The 16,799-nt window shown below is 70.5% G+C and carries 16 protein-coding genes; 8 read left to right on the forward strand and 8 right to left on the reverse strand.

What is annotated here, in order from left to right:
• Positions 1 to 68: 68 nt before the first annotated feature.
• From ABEG18_RS16205 to ABEG18_RS16225, 5 genes are all read right to left on the reverse strand, one after another.
• Positions 69 to 3,644: a hypothetical protein gene (locus ABEG18_RS16205; RefSeq protein ID WP_406854081.1), complete on the reverse strand. Its 3,576-nt coding sequence runs from the start codon at positions 3,642 to 3,644 to the stop codon at positions 69 to 71.
• Positions 3,645 to 3,770: 126 nt separating this feature from the next.
• Entirely contained in the window at positions 3,771 to 4,622 is an 852-nt protein-coding gene (locus tag ABEG18_RS16210; RefSeq protein WP_406854082.1) for a MotE family protein, read from the reverse strand.
• Entirely contained in the window at positions 4,622 to 5,140 is a 519-nt protein-coding gene (locus ABEG18_RS16215) for a DUF6468 domain-containing protein (RefSeq protein ID WP_406854083.1), read from the reverse strand. Before ABEG18_RS16215 ends, ABEG18_RS16210 begins: the two co-directional genes overlap by 1 nt.
• On the reverse strand, positions 5,140 to 6,252 hold the full coding sequence (fliM, locus tag ABEG18_RS16220; RefSeq protein ID WP_406854084.1) for a flagellar motor switch protein FliM: 1,113 nt from the start codon (positions 6,250 to 6,252) through the stop codon (positions 5,140 to 5,142). The genes ABEG18_RS16215 and fliM overlap by 1 nt, the downstream gene beginning before the upstream one ends.
• A 12-nt stretch (positions 6,253 to 6,264) precedes the next feature.
• Positions 6,265 to 6,831, reverse strand: coding sequence for a flagellar basal body-associated FliL family protein (locus ABEG18_RS16225; RefSeq protein ID WP_406854085.1), 567 nt, complete (start codon positions 6,829 to 6,831; stop codon positions 6,265 to 6,267).
• 317 nt (positions 6,832 to 7,148) lie between these two features.
• On the opposite strand from ABEG18_RS16225, the gene flgF reads away from it, so the two are divergent.
• Genes flgF through flgH form a run of 4 tightly spaced genes read left to right on the forward strand, consistent with a single transcriptional unit; the run spans position 7,149 to position 10,528 of the window.
• Positions 7,149 to 7,892: a flagellar basal-body rod protein FlgF gene (gene flgF, locus ABEG18_RS16230; RefSeq protein ID WP_406854086.1), complete on the forward strand. Its 744-nt coding sequence runs from the start codon at positions 7,149 to 7,151 to the stop codon at positions 7,890 to 7,892.
• A 12-nt stretch (positions 7,893 to 7,904) separates the two neighbouring features.
• Positions 7,905 to 8,696 carry a flagellar basal-body rod protein FlgG gene (gene flgG / locus ABEG18_RS16235; RefSeq protein ID WP_406854087.1) on the forward strand — a complete coding sequence of 264 codons (792 nt, stop codon included), beginning with the start codon at positions 7,905 to 7,907 and terminating at the stop codon, positions 8,694 to 8,696.
• Between the two features lie 3 nt (positions 8,697 to 8,699).
• Positions 8,700 to 9,713, forward strand: a complete 1,014-nt coding sequence (gene flgA / locus ABEG18_RS16240; RefSeq protein ID WP_406854088.1) for a flagellar basal body P-ring formation chaperone FlgA — start codon at positions 8,700 to 8,702, stop codon at positions 9,711 to 9,713.
• A gap of 56 nt (positions 9,714 to 9,769) precedes the next feature.
• The gene (flgH, locus tag ABEG18_RS16245; RefSeq protein ID WP_406854089.1) at positions 9,770 to 10,528 is read left to right on the forward strand and encodes a flagellar basal body L-ring protein FlgH; all 759 of its coding nucleotides are present in this window, start codon (positions 9,770 to 9,772) and stop codon (positions 10,526 to 10,528) included.
• Between the two features lie 141 nt (positions 10,529 to 10,669).
• On the opposite strand, the gene dksA is transcribed toward flgH, so the two are convergent.
• The 3 genes from dksA to ABEG18_RS16260 form a co-directional block, all read right to left on the reverse strand.
• Positions 10,670 to 11,089, reverse strand: a complete 420-nt coding sequence (gene dksA, locus ABEG18_RS16250; RefSeq protein ID WP_406854090.1) for an RNA polymerase-binding protein DksA — start codon at positions 11,087 to 11,089, stop codon at positions 10,670 to 10,672.
• 273 nt (positions 11,090 to 11,362) lie between these two features.
• Positions 11,363 to 12,751, reverse strand: coding sequence for an MBOAT family O-acyltransferase (locus ABEG18_RS16255; protein ID WP_406854091.1), 1,389 nt, complete (start codon positions 12,749 to 12,751; stop codon positions 11,363 to 11,365).
• Positions 12,752 to 13,616: 865 nt separating this feature from the next.
• Complete coding sequence (locus tag ABEG18_RS16260) at positions 13,617 to 14,048, reverse strand: flagellar assembly protein FliX (RefSeq protein WP_406854092.1); 432 nt, start codon at positions 14,046 to 14,048, stop codon at positions 13,617 to 13,619.
• Positions 14,049 to 14,265: 217 nt separating this feature from the next.
• Between ABEG18_RS16260 and ABEG18_RS16265 the strand changes: the two genes are divergently transcribed.
• From ABEG18_RS16265 to ABEG18_RS16280, 4 genes are all read left to right on the forward strand, one after another.
• Complete coding sequence (locus tag ABEG18_RS16265) at positions 14,266 to 15,390, forward strand: flagellar basal body P-ring protein FlgI (RefSeq protein WP_406854093.1); 1,125 nt, start codon at positions 14,266 to 14,268, stop codon at positions 15,388 to 15,390.
• The gene (locus tag ABEG18_RS16270; RefSeq protein WP_406854094.1) at positions 15,390 to 15,800 is read left to right on the forward strand and encodes a rod-binding protein; all 411 of its coding nucleotides are present in this window, start codon (positions 15,390 to 15,392) and stop codon (positions 15,798 to 15,800) included. The genes ABEG18_RS16265 and ABEG18_RS16270 overlap by 1 nt, the downstream gene beginning before the upstream one ends.
• Positions 15,790 to 16,263, forward strand: a complete 474-nt coding sequence (locus ABEG18_RS16275; protein WP_406854095.1) for a hypothetical protein — start codon at positions 15,790 to 15,792, stop codon at positions 16,261 to 16,263. Before ABEG18_RS16270 ends, ABEG18_RS16275 begins: the two co-directional genes overlap by 11 nt.
• Positions 16,264 to 16,410: 147 nt before the next feature.
• Complete coding sequence (locus ABEG18_RS16280) at positions 16,411 to 16,794, forward strand: hypothetical protein (protein ID WP_406854096.1); 384 nt, start codon at positions 16,411 to 16,413, stop codon at positions 16,792 to 16,794.
• The last annotated feature ends 5 nt before the right edge of the window (positions 16,795 to 16,799 follow it).

The raw sequence follows: 16,799 nt of genomic DNA on the forward strand, positions 1-16,799 counted from the left end.
GACCGCCAGGAAACGAAAGCATGCTGTGGTTCCATCGGAACACAGCATCCTTTAGCGCGGAAGCCGCGTCAGGCCTTGCCGCCGGCGCGGGCGGCGTCGGCCTTCTTGGGATCGGCTTCGGCCTTCTTGGGATCGCCGGTTTTCGGCTCGGCGTTCTCCGCCTGGGGCGGCGCGCCCGCCGCCGGGCCGCCGGGCGCCGGCTCCGGCTTGCGCTTGGACCGCGGCGGCAGGGCCGGAGTGTCCGGGTAGCGCTTGCGGTACTCGGTCAGGAACTCGCTGAGCGTGTCGGCCGTGGCGATGCTGCGGGCGAGGTCGCGATATTCGGCCGGCCGCGCCGTCTGCGGCGAGGTCACCACCATGAAGGCCTTGGCGTCGACGCTGTCGGCCATCTTGGTGGAGTATTTGGCCCTCAGCCTTTCGAGCGAGAGGTTCTCGTCCCCCAGCCCATACGCGATCGCGGCCCGCATCACATCGGCGCGGCCCCGGTCGTCCAGCGGCCCCGGCTCCTGCCAGGCGTCGCCCACGATCCGCTCGAAGATCTCGCCCGCCTCGCGCCAGCGGCGGCCCTGCCACAGGATGTCGGCGCGCAGGCGGTTGACGTCCGGCCCGGCCTCCGGCTCCAGCATCTCCATGGCCAGGTCCGTGCGCGACAGGTCGGAGAGCGCGCGCGCCTCCAGCAGCAACCGGCCCCGCTTGAGATCCTGCGGGAGCTCCGCCAGGCGGCTCTCGCTTAGCGCCTTGGCGGCCTTGGCGGGCTGCCTGTTCATCAGGTAGAGCACCGCGAGCCGGGCCGAGACGCTGGCCTTCGCGGCGCCGTTCAGGCGGTTGTCGACCTGGTACTGCAGCAGGTCGGTCGCCTCGTTGAGGAGGTCCAGCGAGACGAGGCGTTCGGCCAGGCGCCGGATGATCTCGTCGCCGCGGCGCCCGGGGGGAGTGAACTCACGGAAGTCGAAATAGAGCGCCAGCGCGTCCAGCCGCGGAATGGTCTCCGCCTTGCCGTCGAGGAACAGCGACTCGAACCGGCTCGCGGCCTCGTCATAGAGGCTGCGCGTCACCTCGGCGTCCGGATAGAGCGCGCTGGCCTGGCGGGCCACCGTGAACGCCTCGCGCCAACGCTCGTCCTCGGCGTAGAGGCGACCGAGCAGGCCCAGCGTGCGGGTCTCCACGTCGTCTCCGCGCCAGGCCATGGCCAACACTTCGAGCCCCGCGATGGCGGCCCCGCGGTCGATGCTGCGGTCCTTCAGCGACAGCGCGATGGAGTAGAGGCGCGCCGCGGCCTCGATCGGCCGGACCGCCTCCTTCGACAGCTTGTCGTAGATCCGCAGCGCCTCATCGACGCGGCCGACGCCTTCGGCGATGCGGCCGGTCACCAGGGCGGCGTAGTCCTTGTCGGGCTCCGCGGCGGCGCGCCCGTCGACCATGTCGAGGAGGCGCTGCGCCAGGCTGAAGTCCCGGCCCTCCACGGCCGCTTCCGCGAAGGCTGGCGCGAGCCGGGCCTGCAGGTCGTCCGGATAGGCGGCCAGCACCTGGGCGGCGCGGCGGTAGCCGGCCAGAGCCTGCGGCCAGCGCCGCAGCTTCGCGTCGGTGTAGGCCTTCCACAACAGCGCCTCGGGCTCCGACGAGAGCGCCTCGGCGCCGAGCGTCTTGGCGGCGTCGGGGACCCGGTTGGCGATGACGTTGGCGATCCCGTTGAGGATCTGCAGCCCGCGGTCGTTGGCGATGTCGGGATTGTCGGCCATCGTCACCGCGATGGTGCCCAGCGCCTCCTGGCCGAGGCCCGCCGCCAGCTCCAGCTTGGCCAGCGCCATGCGGGCTTCGGGGCGCGCATTGCGCGGCGCCTCGGCGGCGGCGCGCTCCAGCGCGCGGCGCTGCTCGCGGATCGCTCCCGACAGGTTCCGGGCCCAGACCTCCTTGTCGATCACCAGCTGCGGACCTTCGCCGCTCGCCTTGGCGGCGAGCGCCATCTCCGGCAGGGCGGAAATCGAGAGCCCGCCGTCGCGGCTGACCAGGACGTCGTCGACGCCCGCCTTGACGACGAGATCGTCGGACAGCGGCGCGATCACCACGCCCATGGCGGTGGGAAGCGCGCGGAAATCGACGAAGGACTGGCCCTTCACGACGCCGCGGACCGACTTGCGGGCGGTCACGATGGCGAGGCGGTCGCCGGCGTCCGGGTCGTCGACCCAGTGCACGCCGCCCACGTCCGGGAAGGCCGCCCGCACGATGCTGCGCCCGTCGCGGTCCGAGCCGCGCGCGAAGGCCACGATCCCGCTCTGGGCCACCACCTCGTCGCCGAGCGTCACCACCCAGCGCCCGTCGGACGCCGCCGCGCGGACCAGCGCCGCCCGGGTCAGCGCCAGGCGCAGGATCGAGAGCCGCCCGACGCGCCGGACGTCGACGGCCGACACCAGGCCGGGCGCCACCATGCCGACCTGCGAGGGCTCGAACGGCGCCGTCGTCTCGGCCGCGATCCAGACCGACCCGGCCCGCTCGAACACCGCCATGGGCGTCGCAGGCGACAGCGGGATGGTCAGCCTCACCGAGCCCCTCTCGGCCGCGACGCCGACCTTGATCTCCGCGGGCTCGATCTGCGCGGCCGGTTCCGGGGTCGGCGACCTGTAGCCCGGCGTCGCCACCGTGACGGGGGTCGCGGGAGTGGGCGCTCCCGTCGCCGGCTTTCCGGCGCTGCGCGCCGCGCCGGCCGGATCCGGGCTGGGGCTCAGCTCCGGGCTGACGGCCTTCGGCGCGTCCTTGCCGCCCTCGCGGGTCCCAGCCAACTCCTTCGCCGGCTCCTTGCCCACCTTGCCGCCCTTGGACGGGGCGAGGTCGAGGACGTAGTTGTCGTCCTCGCGAAAGCCGCGCACGTCGACGCCGGGCTGGACCGTGAGGGCGAGGCGCAGGAGGCCGGGACCGGCCTCGGTCTCCACGGCGCTGATCAGCGCCGGCAGGGCGGTGCGCAACCGGTTGGCGTCGATCCGCAGCGCCGCCTGGAAGGTCAGCTCGACGCGGTTGTCCTGCTTCGCCATGTCGATCGGCGCGAAGACCGGCACCTCGAAGAACAGGCGCGAGAAGGTCGGCGTGGTGCCCACCTTGAAGGTGACGTCGCGGACCTCTTCGCTCGCCTTTTTGCGGACGAGCCGCCGGGCCGTCTCCTCCGCGTCCTTGGCGCGGCGCGACAGGTCCTCGATGACGTCCTGTGGCAGGCTCGGCGGCTGGCCCCGCCAGGTCTCGGGCAGCAGATCGATGAAGAGCTTGTCGCCCGCCTCCATCATGTTGGGCCGCACGGGCTTCTGCAGCGCCATGCGCAGCGTCCGCCCATCCGGGTCCAGCCGCACGGTCGAGACGTAACTGGGCAGCTCCAGCGCGATCTTGTCGATGGAGAAGTCGACCGGACGGTCGAAGCTGACGAGCAGGATGCCGGCGCCCAGCCGGACGCTGGCCTTGGGCAGCTCCTCGAAATTGAACACGGCCCGGCCATAGCCGTTCATCTCGGAGCCGTGCAGCGTCGATTTCGCCGCCATGGCCGGGATCGGCAGGAGCAGGATCGCGCCGAGCGCGCAGGTGGCCAGCAGGCGCGACCGGGCCTTCGCGCTGGCGGATCGCCGCGCGGCCGATGCGAGCACGCTGAACCGACGCAAAACCATCCTGTCCCGTATCGCCGCGACCGTCGCCCGAGGTTGGGTACGGTTATCGGACCCTAAGGAGAAAGGGTGAACGGGGCCTTACCGCGGGCGCCCCGGGGGCCGCGGCGGGAGGCTTGCGGCCCCGGATCAGGGCTTGCGCGGCTCGATCGCCTGCAGCTCGCCGGCCGGAAGCGCCTCGCGGGAGCCGGCCTGGGGCGGCCCGCCGCGCAGGCTCGGCTTGGCGAGCTCCACGGTGAGCCGCTCGGCCGCCTCGGGCGACATGGCGGCCAGAACCTCCGACATCTTGCGCGGATTCATGGCGTTGACGACCGGAACCAGCACCTTCAGGTCCAGCCTGTCGAACACCTTGGCGGCGTCCTTGGGCTTCATCGCCTCATACATGGTGACGATGTTCTTGAGGCCGCCCTGCTCGGGGGAGCCCGCGGGCGCGCCGGCCGCCGCTGCGGCGCCGGGAGCCGCGCCGGAACCGGGTTCGGCTTGGCCGGCCGGCCGAGATTCCAGGCCCTTCAGCTCGTTGATCTTGGCCTCCAGCTTCTTGTCGGCGGCCTTCAGCAGCTGTTCGCGGGTGTCCAGCTCGCGCTGGCGGTCGTCGAGCTGCTCGCGCCGGTCGCCGAGCCGCTGGAGCAGCGACTTCTCGGCCGCCGAGAGCGGCTGCGGCCCGTCGAGCGGCACCGCTTTGGAGCCGGGGGCCGTGGACGGATCGATCTTGGGATCCGCCTTGGCGTCCGCCTTCTCCTCTTTCTTCTTGGCGGGAGCGGTCGAGCCCGTGGTGTCAGGATCGAACTTCGACGCCGCGCGCTTCTCCGCCATTTCGGCGAGGGCCGAGCGGCCGCCCGGGTTCTGCATCACGTCGATGCTCTTGAGCACAAGCAGCGCGCCCGCCGCGCAGGCCACCGCCGGAAACAGCCGCAGCCCCCAGGATCGCTTGGGCGCGCCGGGCGGAGACGATCCTCTCGCGAAGCGGTTCGGGTTGCGCATCAGGCGGCCTGGCTGTCGAGGCGCCGGCGGGCGCGCTGGGCGAACGCCTCGGCGGCGGCCAGCGTCGCGGCGAGCCGCGAATTCGCGCCGTTCGACGCAACCTCGGGCGCCTCGCGCGGGCTGACGGCCGGCGGCGGCGGCGGAGCGACGGACGGAGCGGTCCGGGGCGCGGCTGCGGGGCCCGCCGGCTCCAGCCCGCCCCGCGCGGTCTCGACGATGCGGGAGATGCGCGAGATCACGTCGTCGCCGGACTGGATGCGTCCGGCGAGTTCGGCGGAGTGCTGCTCGGCGACCCGCAGCTGCGCCCCGATCGTCTTGTCGCAATCCTCCACCACGGCGCGCAGCCCCGCCACGGCCCGGTCGGCGTTCTCGGTCGCCGTCATCAGGTCGATGATGGTGCGGCGCATGGTGGCCTCGTCCGCCTTGAGGCGGCGCAGCCTCCGGTCCAGCACGATGCAGTAGCCGATCGTGGTCGCCAGGAGCACGCACACCAGGAGTTCGATGAGAACGCCGATCATCACTTGTCCTTCGGTGCGGCGGCGCTCGCCTCGTAGGCGGCGAACGTCGTCTTCGACTTCTTGAGCTGTCGCAGCACCCGGATGGCGATCTTCTCGCCGACCCGGCCCATGCGGCCCTCCGTGATGAACACGTCGCCGCATTTCAGCCGGACCGGCGCGTCGGGGCCGAGGTCGAACATCAGCGTGTCTCCGACCTTCAGCTCCATCATCCGCCGCAGCGGAAGCTGGGTCTCGTACAGGATGGCGTCGATGTCGCTCTTGGCCTGCCAGATCTCGGTGGCGAGGTGGTCCTCCCAGATCGGATCGCGCCCGAACTTCTCGCCCATGAAGCTCTGCAGCAGGAGCTCGCGGATGGGCTCGATGGTGGCGTAGGGCAGCAGGATCTCGACCGCGCCGCCGCGGCCTTCCATGTCGATCCGTAGCTCGATCAGGATCGCCGCGTTGGCCGGGCGCGAGATCGACGCGAAGCGCGGGTTGGTCTCGATGCGGTCGACGTTGAAATGCACCGGCGACAGCGGTCGGAAGGCGTGCTCGGTGTCGCTCAGCACGATGTCCAGCATGCGCCGGACGAGGCTGGTCTCGATGGTCGAATAGGGCCGGCCGTCGAGCCGCGCCGTCGTGGTGGCGCGCCGACCGCCGAGCAGCACGTCGATGACCGAATAGGCCAGCGTCGAGTCGACCGTGATCAGGCCGAAATTGTCCCACTCCTCGGCCTTGAACACGGCCAGGATCGTCGGCAGCGGGATGGAATTGATGTAGTCGCCGAACCGCACCGAGGTGATGTCCGACAGGGACACCTCGACGTTGTCGGAGAAGAAGTTGCGCAGGCTCGTCGTCAACAGCCGGACCAGCCGGTCGAAGACGATCTCGAGCATCGGCAGACGCTCGTAGGAGACCATCGCCGAATCGACGATGGCCCGGATGCCGGAGCGTGCGCCGGCGGTTTCCGCCTCGTTGGTGAAGCCGAGGAGGTTGTCGATCTCGTCCTGGTTGAGGAGCCGGTCGACGCCGGTGTCGGGCACGTTGGCGGTGGCGGCCGCCTCGATCATGGCGGTCCATTCGGCCGCGATCGCGTCCGCATCGCCCCCGTTCATCAGATTGTCGTCAGCCATGGGCGCGCCGGCTCACTGGATGAGGATTTCTTTGAACAGGACCGCCTCGACCTTGGAGGGATAGATCGCGACGTTGATGCGCCGCAGGAGCTCCTCCTTGAGGCGGTAGACCCCCGCCGAGCCTTCCAGGTCGCTGGGGCGAAGCTCGCGCGTATAGACTTGGAACGTATCCTCGATGCGCGGCAGCAGGGGCTGCACCTCGGTGACGATCTTGGGGTCGGAAACCTCCAGGGCGATCTTCATCTTCAGGAAGCGCGGACGCTCGCCGGTCTGCTGGGTGTTCTGGCCGCCCAGATTGATCAGCATCTCCTTCATGTCGATGAAGGCGGTCTTCTTGGCCGCTTGCGCCGGCCCGCCATGGCCGTCGCCGCCGCCGGCCTCGGCGGCGGCGACGGCCTGCTTCTTCTTGGCGTACCACCAGTAGCCCCCGCCGCCGCCCCCGCCCAGGAGCAGCACGGCCGCCGCCACGATGATGATGAGCTTCTTCTTGCCTCCGCCGGCAGCGACTTCGCCTGCCGCGGCCGGAGGGGAAACCTCCGCCGTCGCGTCAGCGGCGCCTTTCTTCGGCTTCTTGGCCATCTCGGTGAATCTCTGGCGGGTCGGCCCGCGGTCTGGTCAAGCGACCATCGCCCCGCAGGGTTAATGAAGGCTTAAATGCGGCGGTCGCCCGGCAGGTTTTGCCGGGGAGAAACGACTCGACGGCGATTTCGGCCGGCGCCCCGCATCCTCCGCGTACAGCTTCAAGCCTCTGAATTGGCTTGATCTTTCATGACTGGCCGCGAGTGGCACGCCCGTTGCGGATGGAAGGGCGTGGCCGTCGTCGCTGGGGAGCGTCGCGGCGGCCGCGGGAACGAGGCAGCGGCGGGCCAGGCCTGCCGCCAGCGGGAGATCATCCGGTGGAGAACGCGCTTCTCATCGGCTTGTCGCGCCAGGTCGCGCTATCGCGAGAGCTGGACGTCATCGCCAACAACGTGGCGAATATCGGCACGACGGGCTTCAAGTCCCGCTCGCTTCGGTTCGAGGAGTACCTCATGCCGAAGGCCAGCGGCGACGCCTTCCCGCGTCCCGACAAGCCCATGTCCTACGTGCAGGACAAGAACACCGTGCTAGACATGTCCGGCGGCGCGATCGAGCGCACCGGCAACCCGCTCGACGTCGCCATCAACGGCGACGCCCTGTTCACGGTCTCGACCCCCAAGGGCGAGCGCTACACCCGCAACGGCGCCCTGCAGATCAATTCCCGGGGCGCGCTGGTCACCAGCGACGGCTTCCCGATCGTCGGCGACGGCGGCCCCGTGACGTTCACCGGGACCGAGAAGTTCATCGCCATCGGGCCGGACGGCACGATCTCCACCGAGGACGGCGCCAAGGGCAAGCTGAAGCTCGTCTCGCCCGGCGACCCGAAGGCCCTGCGCAACGAGGGCGCGAATCTCTACGCCAGCGACGCCCCGCTGCGCCCCGCCCCCAAGGAGACGCGGGTGGAGTCCGGCGCCCTGGAACGCTCCAACGTCAAGCCGGTGCTGGAGATGAGCCGCCTGATCGAGGTCAACCGCTCCTACGCGACCGTGTCGGCGATGCTCCAGCGCAATGACGACATGCGCCGCTCCGCCATCGAAAAACTCGCCTCCATCCCCTCCTGAGGAGCCTGACTGATGCGCGCCCTCTACACCGCCGCGACCGGCATGGCCGCCCAGGAGATGAACGTCCAGGTCATCTCCAACAACATCGCCAACCTTCGCACCACCGGCTTCAAGCGCCAGCGGATCCAGTTCCAGGACCTGCTCTACGAGAACCTGCGCCGCGCCGGTTCCGCCACCTCCGACCAGAACACGCAGGTGCCCTCCGGCGTGCAGATCGGCTCGGGCGTCAAGACGGTGTCGACGGCCCGCGTCATGAGCCAGGGCACGCTGACCACCACCGAGAACGAGAACGACGTCGCCATCCGGGGCGAAGGCTTCTTCCAGGTCACGATGCCGGACGGCCGCACCGCCTACACCCGCGACGGCTCGCTGGAGCGCGATTCCACCGGCCAGCTCGTAACCCATGACGGCTATCCGCTGGCGCCGCAGATCACCGTGCCGGCGAACGCGACCGCGATCACCATCAGCGCCGACGGCCGGGTGCAGGCGACGCTGCCCGGCGCGACCGCTCCGTCCCTGCTCGGCCAGCTGCAGCTCGCCCGTTTCGTCAACAAGGCGGGCCTGGAATCGCTGGGCGACAACCTCTTCGTCGAGACCGCGGCGTCCGGCCCGGCCGTCAGCGGCAACCCCGCCAGCGAGGGCTTCGGCAATCTCCAGCAGAACTACCTGGAAGAGGCCAACGTCAACGCCGTCACGGAGATCTCCTCCCTCATCGCGGCGCAGCGCGCCTACGAGATGAACTCCAAGGTGATCACCGCGACGGACCAGATGCTGCAGTCCACCACCCAGATGTTCAGGGGCTGAGCCATGGCGATCGTGACCCTGATGCGCGCCGCCGGCCTCGCCGGCCTGGCCCTCCTCGCCGCCCTGGAGGCGGCCGTCCCGGCCGGCGCCCAGTCGGCCCCGAAACCGGCGCTGCGCGGCGATGTCGTCGTCATGCGCGACGTGGTCACCCTCGGCGACCTCGTCGAGCGGGCCGGCGCCGCGGCCGCCTCCCCGGTGTTCCGCGCCCCGCCGCTGGGCAAGGCCGGCACCATCCAGGCCATCCGGGTGATCGAGGCCGCGCGCAGCGCCGGCCTCTCGGTCGACCCCGGGACCGTGTCGCAGATCGTCGTCAGCCGCGCCTCGCGCCGGGCCCCGAAGGCCGAGATCGAGGCCGTGGTCAGCCAGGCGCTCACCGACCGTTACGGCCTCGACCGTCCCGACGTCGCCCTCGCCCTGGAGGCCGGCGAGCAGGCGGTCCACCTGGAGCCGGACGCGCTCGGCCCGCTGAAGGTCTCCGAGCTGGTCTACGACCCGCGCAGCCGCCGCGTCGAGGCGGTCCTCACCGTCGCCGGCAGCGCGTCCCTGACGCTGAAGCCGCTCCGCGTGCTGGGCCAGACCGTCGACATGGTCTCCGTGCCGGTGCTGCAGAAGACCGTGCAGCGCGGCGACAGCGTCACCGCCGCCGACGTGACGGTCGAGCGCCGTCCGCGCGCCGACTACCCGACCGCCGGCTTCGTCGACCCCTCCATGCTGGTCGGCCGCATCGCCCGCAACGCCATGCAGGCGGGCTCGGCGGTGCGCGAGACCGACGTCGTCAAGCAGGAGATCGTCGAGAAGAACGCCACCGTGACGGTGCTCTACGAGACCCCCGGCATCGCCCTGGCCATGCGCGGCAAGGCCCTGGAGGCCGGCGGCGTTGGCGACACGGTGCTGGTCATGAACCCGCAGTCGAAGCGCACCCTCTCCGCCACGGCGATCTCGCCGGGCGTGGTGAAGGTCATCATGGCCGTCCCGGGCCGCCTGGCCGAGAACGGCGCCGCGCAGGTGGTGCGATGAGCCCGCGCCGCGCTCCCTCGCCCCTCGCCTCTCCTCGAATGAACGGCCTCTCCGTCATGTCCGCACCGCGTCGCCTCTCCGCTCGGTTTCTCGCCGCCACCCTGCTCGCCGGCGGACTGACCGCCTGCGGCTCGCTGGACCGCGTGTCGAGCATCGGCAAGGCTCCCGCTCTGTCGGCGATCGAGGATCCCACCGCCCAGGCCGGCTACAAGCCCGTGCAGATGCCGATGCCGCAGCCCGAACCCGTCGCCTACGCTCCCAACTCGCTCTGGCGCCAGGGCGCGAGAGGCTTCTTCAAGGACCAGCGCGCCCGCAACATCGGCGACCTCGTGACCGTGAAGGTGAAGGTCACCGACAAGGCCAACATCGACAACGCCACGAAGCGGTCCCGCGCGGCCGGCGACAAGCTCGGCCTGACCAACATCTTCGGCTTCGAGAACGAGGTCGGGAAGGTGCTCAACGACAAGACGGACCCCGGCTCGCTGCTCGACGCGAACTCCTCGTCGTCCAGCGCCGGCGCCGGATCGGTGCGCCGGTCGGAGGAGTTGATCACCAGCGTCGCGGCCGTCGTCACCCAATTGCTGCCGAACGGCAACCTGGTGATCGAAGGCAAGCAGGAGATCCGCGTCAATTTCGAAATTCGCGAGCTGATCGTCGGCGGCGTCATCAGGCCCGAGGACATCGACAGCGACAACACCATCGATTCCGCCAAGATCGCCCAGGCCCGCATCGCCTATGGCGGCCGCGGCCAGATCACCGACGTCCAGCAGCCGCGCTACGGCCAGCAGATGATGGACATCGTCCTGCCCTTCTGACCCGTCTTCCCGGGACGCCGGCACGCTCCCCAAGTCACGCTGGCGGCCCTCGGCGCCCCACTCCCGGGGCGCTGAACGGCGAGCGGCGCTCCGAATGGTCCGGAGCGCCGCCGCAGTCCCCAGCCGATCAGCCCAGGAGGTTCAATCGTCGCGATAGACCCGCTCGTTGCGCTCGTGGCGCTCCTGCGCCTCGATCGAGAGGGTCGCGATGGGCCGCGCCTCGAGCCGCTTCAGGGAGATCGGCTCGCCCGTCTCCTCGCAATATCCGTAGGTGCCGTCGTCGATCCGCGCCATGGCGGCGTCGATCTTGGCGATCAGCTTGCGCTGCCGGTCGCGGGCGCGAAGCTCGATGGCGCGGTCGGTCTCCGACGACGCCCGGTCGGCGAGATCGGGGTGGTTTTCACTCTCGTTCTGCAGGGCCGCCAGGGTCTCCCGGCTCTCGCGCAGAATTTCTTCCTTCCAGGCGGTCAGCTTGCGGCGGAAATACTCCTTCTGCCGGTCGTTCATGAAGGGTTCGTCATCGGTCGGCCGATAAGCGGCCTCCAGAGTCGTGGTAGCCATCGTACCCTTTCAGCTTCCGCAGCCTGCCGACTTTCGTCGCGGCCTCCCCCGCGGGTGCGCCGCCTATATATCTTCGCGGCAACCGGCGGGCAATCGTGAAGAAGGGTGCGAAATCGTGACGTAAAGCCTGAAATCACGGCGTTTTGACGAAGGACAAGGCGCCTCGCGGCCCTGTGAGGACATTCGGCGCGTTCGCCGCCGTCCACACGCCGGGGTAGCGGCGCCGGCGACGCGGGTTGCGGGCCGCGACGCCGCCCGCGATTCGCGGCCGCGTCAGAACTGGAAGTAGATGAAGTCGTAATTGGCGTCGTCGCCGATCTTCAGCAGCACGACGATGAACAGCAGCGCCAGCGCCACCGCGACCCACCGCTGCGGCCGCATGCGCTGGCTCAGCATCCAGGCCGTCGGTCCCAGCATCGAGAACGCCGCCGCCGCCGCCAGCGCCCGCCATTTGAACCCGCTGCCGCTCGGCGCGAAGCCGAACATCGCCGCATAGATCCGCTGCGCCGCCCCGAAGGTCTCGGCCCGGAACAGCACCCACGTCATCATGACGAACACGAAGGTGAGCGCCCAGCCCGCCGCCGCCGGCATCCTGATCCCGGTGCGTCGCCAGAGCAGGCCCGCCGCCAGGCCCAGCCCGTGCGCCAGGCCCCAGGCCACGAAGGTGAAGCCCGCGCCGTGCCACAGGCCGCCCAACCCCATGGTGGCCACCAGGGCCAGCATCTGCCGCGCCAGGCCGTAGCGGTTTCCGCCCAGCGGAATGTAGAGATAGTCGCGCAGGAAGCGCGACAGCGTCATGTGCCAGCGCCGCCAGAAGTCCTGCAGCGAGGTCGCCCGGTAGGGCGTCTCGAAGTTCTGGGGCAGCTGCACGCCGAACATCAGCGCCAGGCCCAGCGCCATGTCGGTATAGCCCGAGAAGTCGAAATAGATCTGGAACGTGAAGGCCAGCACGCCCTGCCAGGCGTCCTTCATGGTGACGAGGTCGCCCGAGGCGGCCGCCTTGAACACGGGCTCGGCGTAGGCCGCCAGCGGATCGCCGATCAGCGTCTTCTTGGCGAGGCCCAGGATCAGGATGGCGAGGCCGCGCGCCACCCGCTCCTCCCAGCCCGGCGCATAGGGCTTGAGGTCGAACTGGTGCATGACCTCGCTCCACCGGACTAGCGGCCCGGCGAGCACCTGCGGGAAGAACGCGATGTAGAGCCCGTAGCGGATCAGGTCGAAGCGCGGGGCCCGCCCGGCCCTGAGGTCCACCAGATACATGATGTGGTGGAAGCTGAAGAAGCTGATGCCGAGCGGCAGGGCGATCTCCAGCTTGGGGATGGCGACGCCCGGCGCCAGGTTGGCCAGGGAGGCGAAGAAGCCGGCGTATTTGAATACGCCCAGCACGGCCAGGTTCAGCGCGATCGCCAGGACGATCAGCCCGTTCTCGTTCCCGGCCCCGGTCTCCCGCTTGCGCACGAAAATCTGGGCGACCAGCCAGTTGATCAGGACCGAGAGGACGAGCAGCGGGATGAAGCGCCAGTCCCAATAGCCGTAGAACACCACCGACAGCGCCAGCAGAACCGGCAGGCGCGCCTGGGGCGCGTAGCGGGCCGCGGCCGCATGGACGGCCAGCGCCAGCGGCAGGAACCCGAGAAGAAAGACGAAGGAGTTGAACAGCATGTCTGGTCCACGCCCGCGCTCGCCATGGCGCCGGCCCTTGACGCCGCCCCGACCGCTCCCGGCGGGCCGGGCGCAGATGGGCCGAAACGGCGGCCTGCGTCAACCTTGACGAGCGCCACGGCGAGCCCCGCACGGCATTCGGCCGAGCCCCGCAACTTCCCCGCAACGCTTGGCCGCTCCCGTCATCCCCGGCGGCGCGGGGCGCCGGGACGGGATCCAGAAGGGTTCGGGCGAGGCGCCCTTCGCCCGGCCTTTCTGGATCCCCTTCCCGCGCCTGCGGCGCGCCGGGGATGACGGGGGTGTGGGGAAAGGCCGCAATTGCGCCCCCTCGCCCCGGAACGGGGAGAGGGCTGGGGTGAGGGGCGGCGGGTCAGCCTCCGTCATCCCCGGCGGCGCGCAGCGCCGGGACGAGGATCCAGAACGGTTCGGGCGGGGCGCCCTTCGCCCGGCCTTTCTGGATCCCCTTCCCGCGCCTTCGGCGCGCCGGGGATGACGGGGGATTTTTGAGGGCCTAGCCGCGGGACGCACGTTTATCTCCGCGGCCTTTCGGCCCGGAGAGATAGGTGGAGGGCGGCGCGGAGCGGCGACGCTGGGGACCCCACGGCGAGTGGGGTGGGTAGAGTGGAAGCCGGGAGGCCGCCAGGCCCCGCCGCTCCGCGCGCAGCGTTGGAGGACGACAGGAAGATCCCGGGGCGCTTTCAGCCCCTTCGCGTTGTCGCTAGTCGGACCTTGTCTTTCGTCCGCCGCCTCGACCGGGTCGTGAGCCCGGCTTTGACGGCCGCCGCCCCCGATCCACATCCGTCACGCTGCAGACGCCCCTCCGTGGACCGGAGCGACGCCAACTTAGGAATATTTTCTGGATCTGTCAAGCGGCGTCGCGTTGCCCCCCGGCGCGGGCGAGCTTGGCGAGCTCCACTTCGGCGCGCAGCTCGATCTGGGCGAGCACGTCGTCAAGGCCGGGGTCGTCGGTGCCGTCCCGGCGCTCGGCCAGCTGCTGCTTGAGCCCGACGAGGTCGGACGCGCCGATCCGGCCCGCCAGCAGGCCGGCCTTGAGCCGGTCGAGCGATGCCAGGAGGTCGCGGCCGCGCTTGGCCACCTTGCGCTTGCGGACGAGCGGGTCGCCGTCCGACTGCAGCACGAGCAGCGCCTCGATGCCGCCGAGCGACGCCGCCGGGGCGGCGCCCTGGGCCGGGCGCGCGGCGGGCCCTCCGCCGTCCAGCGCGAAAGCGGCCCCGCCTCCCCTCCTGCCGAGGGTCGCGGCGGGCGTTCCGATCGGCGGCTTGCCATCGATGCGCATGCGGACGGTCTCCTTGACGCCACCCTTTGGCCGCCATGGTTAAGGCTGCGTTAAAGGCAGGGCAAAAGCTGCCGCCCAGGGGCGCCGATTCCTCCGCGACCGCCCGGCCTGGCTGAGGCCGGGTTACGACGATCGTGAGCATTTTCAACGATCTGCGCCGCGGCCGACGGTGGCACGCGTCTCGCAACCCCGTCAGGGTCTCGAACACGTGGCCCCCATGATCCGCACTTTCGCCCGCTTCGCCTGCCTCGCCGCCGCCCTCGCCGCGCCGCTATGCGCCGCGGGGCCCGCTTCGGCCGCGTCGTCGCGCATCAAGGACATCGCCTCCATCGAGGGCGTGCGGCAGAACCAGCTCGTCGGCTACGGCATCGTGGTGGGGCTGAACGGCACGGGCGACACGCTGAACAACTCGCCCTTCACCAAGCAGTCCGGCACCGCGATGCTGGAGCGGCTGGGCGTGAACATCAAGGGCGCGAACATGCGCACCGCCAACATGGCGGCCGTGATCGTGACCGCCAACCTGCCGCCCTTCAGCGCCCAGGGCACCCGCATCGACATCACGGTCTCGTCGCTGGGCGACGCCAAGAGCCTGCAGGGCGGAACCCTCATGGCGACCCCGCTGCTGGGCGCGGACGGCGAGGTCTATGCGGTGGCGCAGGGCTCGGTGGCGATCTCCGGCTTCTCCGCCGAGGGCGACGCCGCCAAGGTGACGCGCGGCGTGCCGACCGTGGGACGCATCGCCGGCGGCGCGCTGATCGAGCGCGAGATCGAATATGCGCTGCGGGCGCAAAAGACGCTGCGCCTGGCGCTGCGCAATCCGGACTTCACCACCGCGCGCCGCATGGCCGCCGCCATCAACGACTTCATGGGCGCCGACGCTGCCGAACCCACCGACCCCTCCACGGTGGCGATCCAGATCCCGCCGAACTTCCGCGGCAACATGGTGCAGCTGCTCACCGAGATCGAGCAGCTGCGCGTCGACCCGGACCAGGGCGCCAAGGTCGTCATCGACGAGCGCTCGGGCATCATCGTGATGGGCAAGGACGTGCGCGTCTCCACCGTGGCGGTGGCGCAGGGCAACCTGACGGTGACCATCACCGAGCAGCCGGTGGTCAGCCAGCCGGCCCCGCTCAGCAGCGGCCAGACCGTGGTGGTCCCCCGCACGGGCGTGACGGTGAACACCGGCGAGGGCAACAAGCTGGCGCTGGTCAAGGAGGGCGTGACCCTGCGCGAGCTCGTCGACGGGCTGAACGCGCTCGGCATCGGGCCGCGCGACCTCATCGCCATCCTGCAGGCCATCAAGGCCGCGGGCGCGCTCCAAGCCGACATCGAGGTGATGTGATGGCGTCCTTCGTACTTCCGGCCGCCGGCGCGGGGGCTCACGCCCTGGCTTCGGGCAAGATCCTCTCTTCCGAGCGGGACCCGAAGCTGCAGAAGACCGCGCAGGACTTCGAGACCATGTTCCTGGAGAACAGCTTCAGCCAGATGTTCGCGGGCCTGCAGGGCGAGGGCCCGCTCGGCGCCTCGGGCGCGGGCGCCGACATCTATCGCGGCATGCTCACGCAGGAATACGCCAAGACGGTCGCCAAGTCCGGCGGCGTCGGCGTGTCCGACAGCATCTATCGCGAGCTCCTGAAGATGCAGGAAGGCCGCCGCGGCGGCGCCTCCGCCGGTCTCGCCGCCGCGCGGTCGCTGTCGCAGACGCAGCCGCTCCCGTCCGCCCCGACCCTGGGAGGCTCCCATGGCGCCTGATCGCGCTCGCGTCCCCAACATCGCGTCCGCCGCCGAGGCCGACCGCTTCGCCGCCGGCCTGATCGACGTCATGGCGTCGCTCCAGCGCGTCATCGGCGAGGAAACCGGACTGTTGAAGGCCTCCCGCCTGCGCGAGGCCGCCGGCCTGACCGAGGCCAAGACGGACGCCTCCAGGCATTATGTGCATGCCCTCGAGGCGCTGCGCGCCAACGCCGTCGCGCTCGCCCGATGGGCCCCGGCGGCGGTGCCGCGGATCAAGGCCGCCCAGGCCAGCCTGTCCGACGCGCTGCAGCTCAACATGGCCGTGATCGCGACCGCGCGCTCGGTCTCGGAGACGATCGTGCGCAGCCTCGCCCAGGAGGTCGCGGCCCCGCGGACGCTCACCACCTACGGCGCGGCGGGCGCGGCCAACCGGCCGGCGCGGCCCGCGGCGACGCCGCTGCTGGTGTCCCGCTCGCTCTGACCTTGCCGATTCTTTTTCTGCAGCGAACGGCTTACACTCGCCGCGCGTGTATTTTACCATCTTTGCTTACTTAGGATTCAGTTTTACACGCTAAGGTCGCGTCTATGCCGCCCAGAATCGGGTCGCGCTTGTCGAGAGGATTTCGACATGGATATCGGCCTCACCCCCCGGCCGGTCGCCAGCGTCGGAACGCCCGTTCGCACGGAGCCGTTGCCGCCGCCTGACGCCGTCGCCACAGACCTGCCGCCTGCCGCCGCCGTGACGGCGTCCCCCGACGCCGCGCAGGTGCGCGTCGACCTGTCGCGCGGCTCGCAGAGCATCCAGGATCTCGAAGTGGCCGTGCGCGAGACCATCAAGCGCAACCTCCTGCTCGATCCCGAGACCCGCCAGGTCGTCTACAAGGCGGTCGACACGCGCTCCGGCCAGACGGTGGAGCAGATCCCCGACGAGGCGCTCCTGAAGCTGCGCGCCTATGTGCGGGCGAACGCCCAGGCCGGCGAAGCCAAGCCTTCGGCCGAGATGACGGCCTAGAAATG

The sequence above is a fragment of the Alsobacter sp. KACC 23698 genome (genome assembly GCF_045348435.1).
Taxonomy (GTDB): Bacteria; Pseudomonadota; Alphaproteobacteria; order Rhizobiales; family Beijerinckiaceae; genus Alsobacter.

What these genes read in the sequence shown, in the direction of transcription:
- ABEG18_RS16205 (WP_406854081.1), bottom strand. Translation starts at nt 3,644, where the DNA reads ATGGTTTTGCGTCGGTTCAGCGTGCTCGCATCGGCCGCGCGGCGATCC.
- ABEG18_RS16210 (WP_406854082.1), bottom strand. Translation starts at nt 4,622, where the DNA reads ATGCGCAACCCGAACCGCTTCGCGAGAGGATCGTCTCCGCCCGGCGCG.
- ABEG18_RS16215 (WP_406854083.1), bottom strand. Translation starts at nt 5,140, where the DNA reads ATGATCGGCGTTCTCATCGAACTCCTGGTGTGCGTGCTCCTGGCGACC.
- fliM (WP_406854084.1), bottom strand. Translation starts at nt 6,252, where the DNA reads ATGGCTGACGACAATCTGATGAACGGGGGCGATGCGGACGCGATCGCG.
- ABEG18_RS16225 (WP_406854085.1), bottom strand. Translation starts at nt 6,831, where the DNA reads ATGGCCAAGAAGCCGAAGAAAGGCGCCGCTGACGCGACGGCGGAGGTT.
- flgG (WP_406854087.1), top strand. Translation starts at nt 7,905, where the DNA reads ATGCGCGCCCTCTACACCGCCGCGACCGGCATGGCCGCCCAGGAGATG.
- flgA (WP_406854088.1), top strand. Translation starts at nt 8,700, where the DNA reads ATGGCGATCGTGACCCTGATGCGCGCCGCCGGCCTCGCCGGCCTGGCC.
- flgH (WP_406854089.1), top strand. Translation starts at nt 9,770, where the DNA reads ATGTCCGCACCGCGTCGCCTCTCCGCTCGGTTTCTCGCCGCCACCCTG.
- dksA (WP_406854090.1), bottom strand. Translation starts at nt 11,089, where the DNA reads ATGGCTACCACGACTCTGGAGGCCGCTTATCGGCCGACCGATGACGAA.
- ABEG18_RS16255 (WP_406854091.1), bottom strand. Translation starts at nt 12,751, where the DNA reads ATGCTGTTCAACTCCTTCGTCTTTCTTCTCGGGTTCCTGCCGCTGGCG.
- ABEG18_RS16260 (WP_406854092.1), bottom strand. Translation starts at nt 14,048, where the DNA reads ATGCGCATCGATGGCAAGCCGCCGATCGGAACGCCCGCCGCGACCCTC.
- ABEG18_RS16265 (WP_406854093.1), top strand. Translation starts at nt 14,266, where the DNA reads ATGATCCGCACTTTCGCCCGCTTCGCCTGCCTCGCCGCCGCCCTCGCC.
- ABEG18_RS16270 (WP_406854094.1), top strand. Translation starts at nt 15,390, where the DNA reads ATGGCGTCCTTCGTACTTCCGGCCGCCGGCGCGGGGGCTCACGCCCTG.
- ABEG18_RS16275 (WP_406854095.1), top strand. Translation starts at nt 15,790, where the DNA reads ATGGCGCCTGATCGCGCTCGCGTCCCCAACATCGCGTCCGCCGCCGAG.
- ABEG18_RS16280 (WP_406854096.1), top strand. Translation starts at nt 16,411, where the DNA reads ATGGATATCGGCCTCACCCCCCGGCCGGTCGCCAGCGTCGGAACGCCC.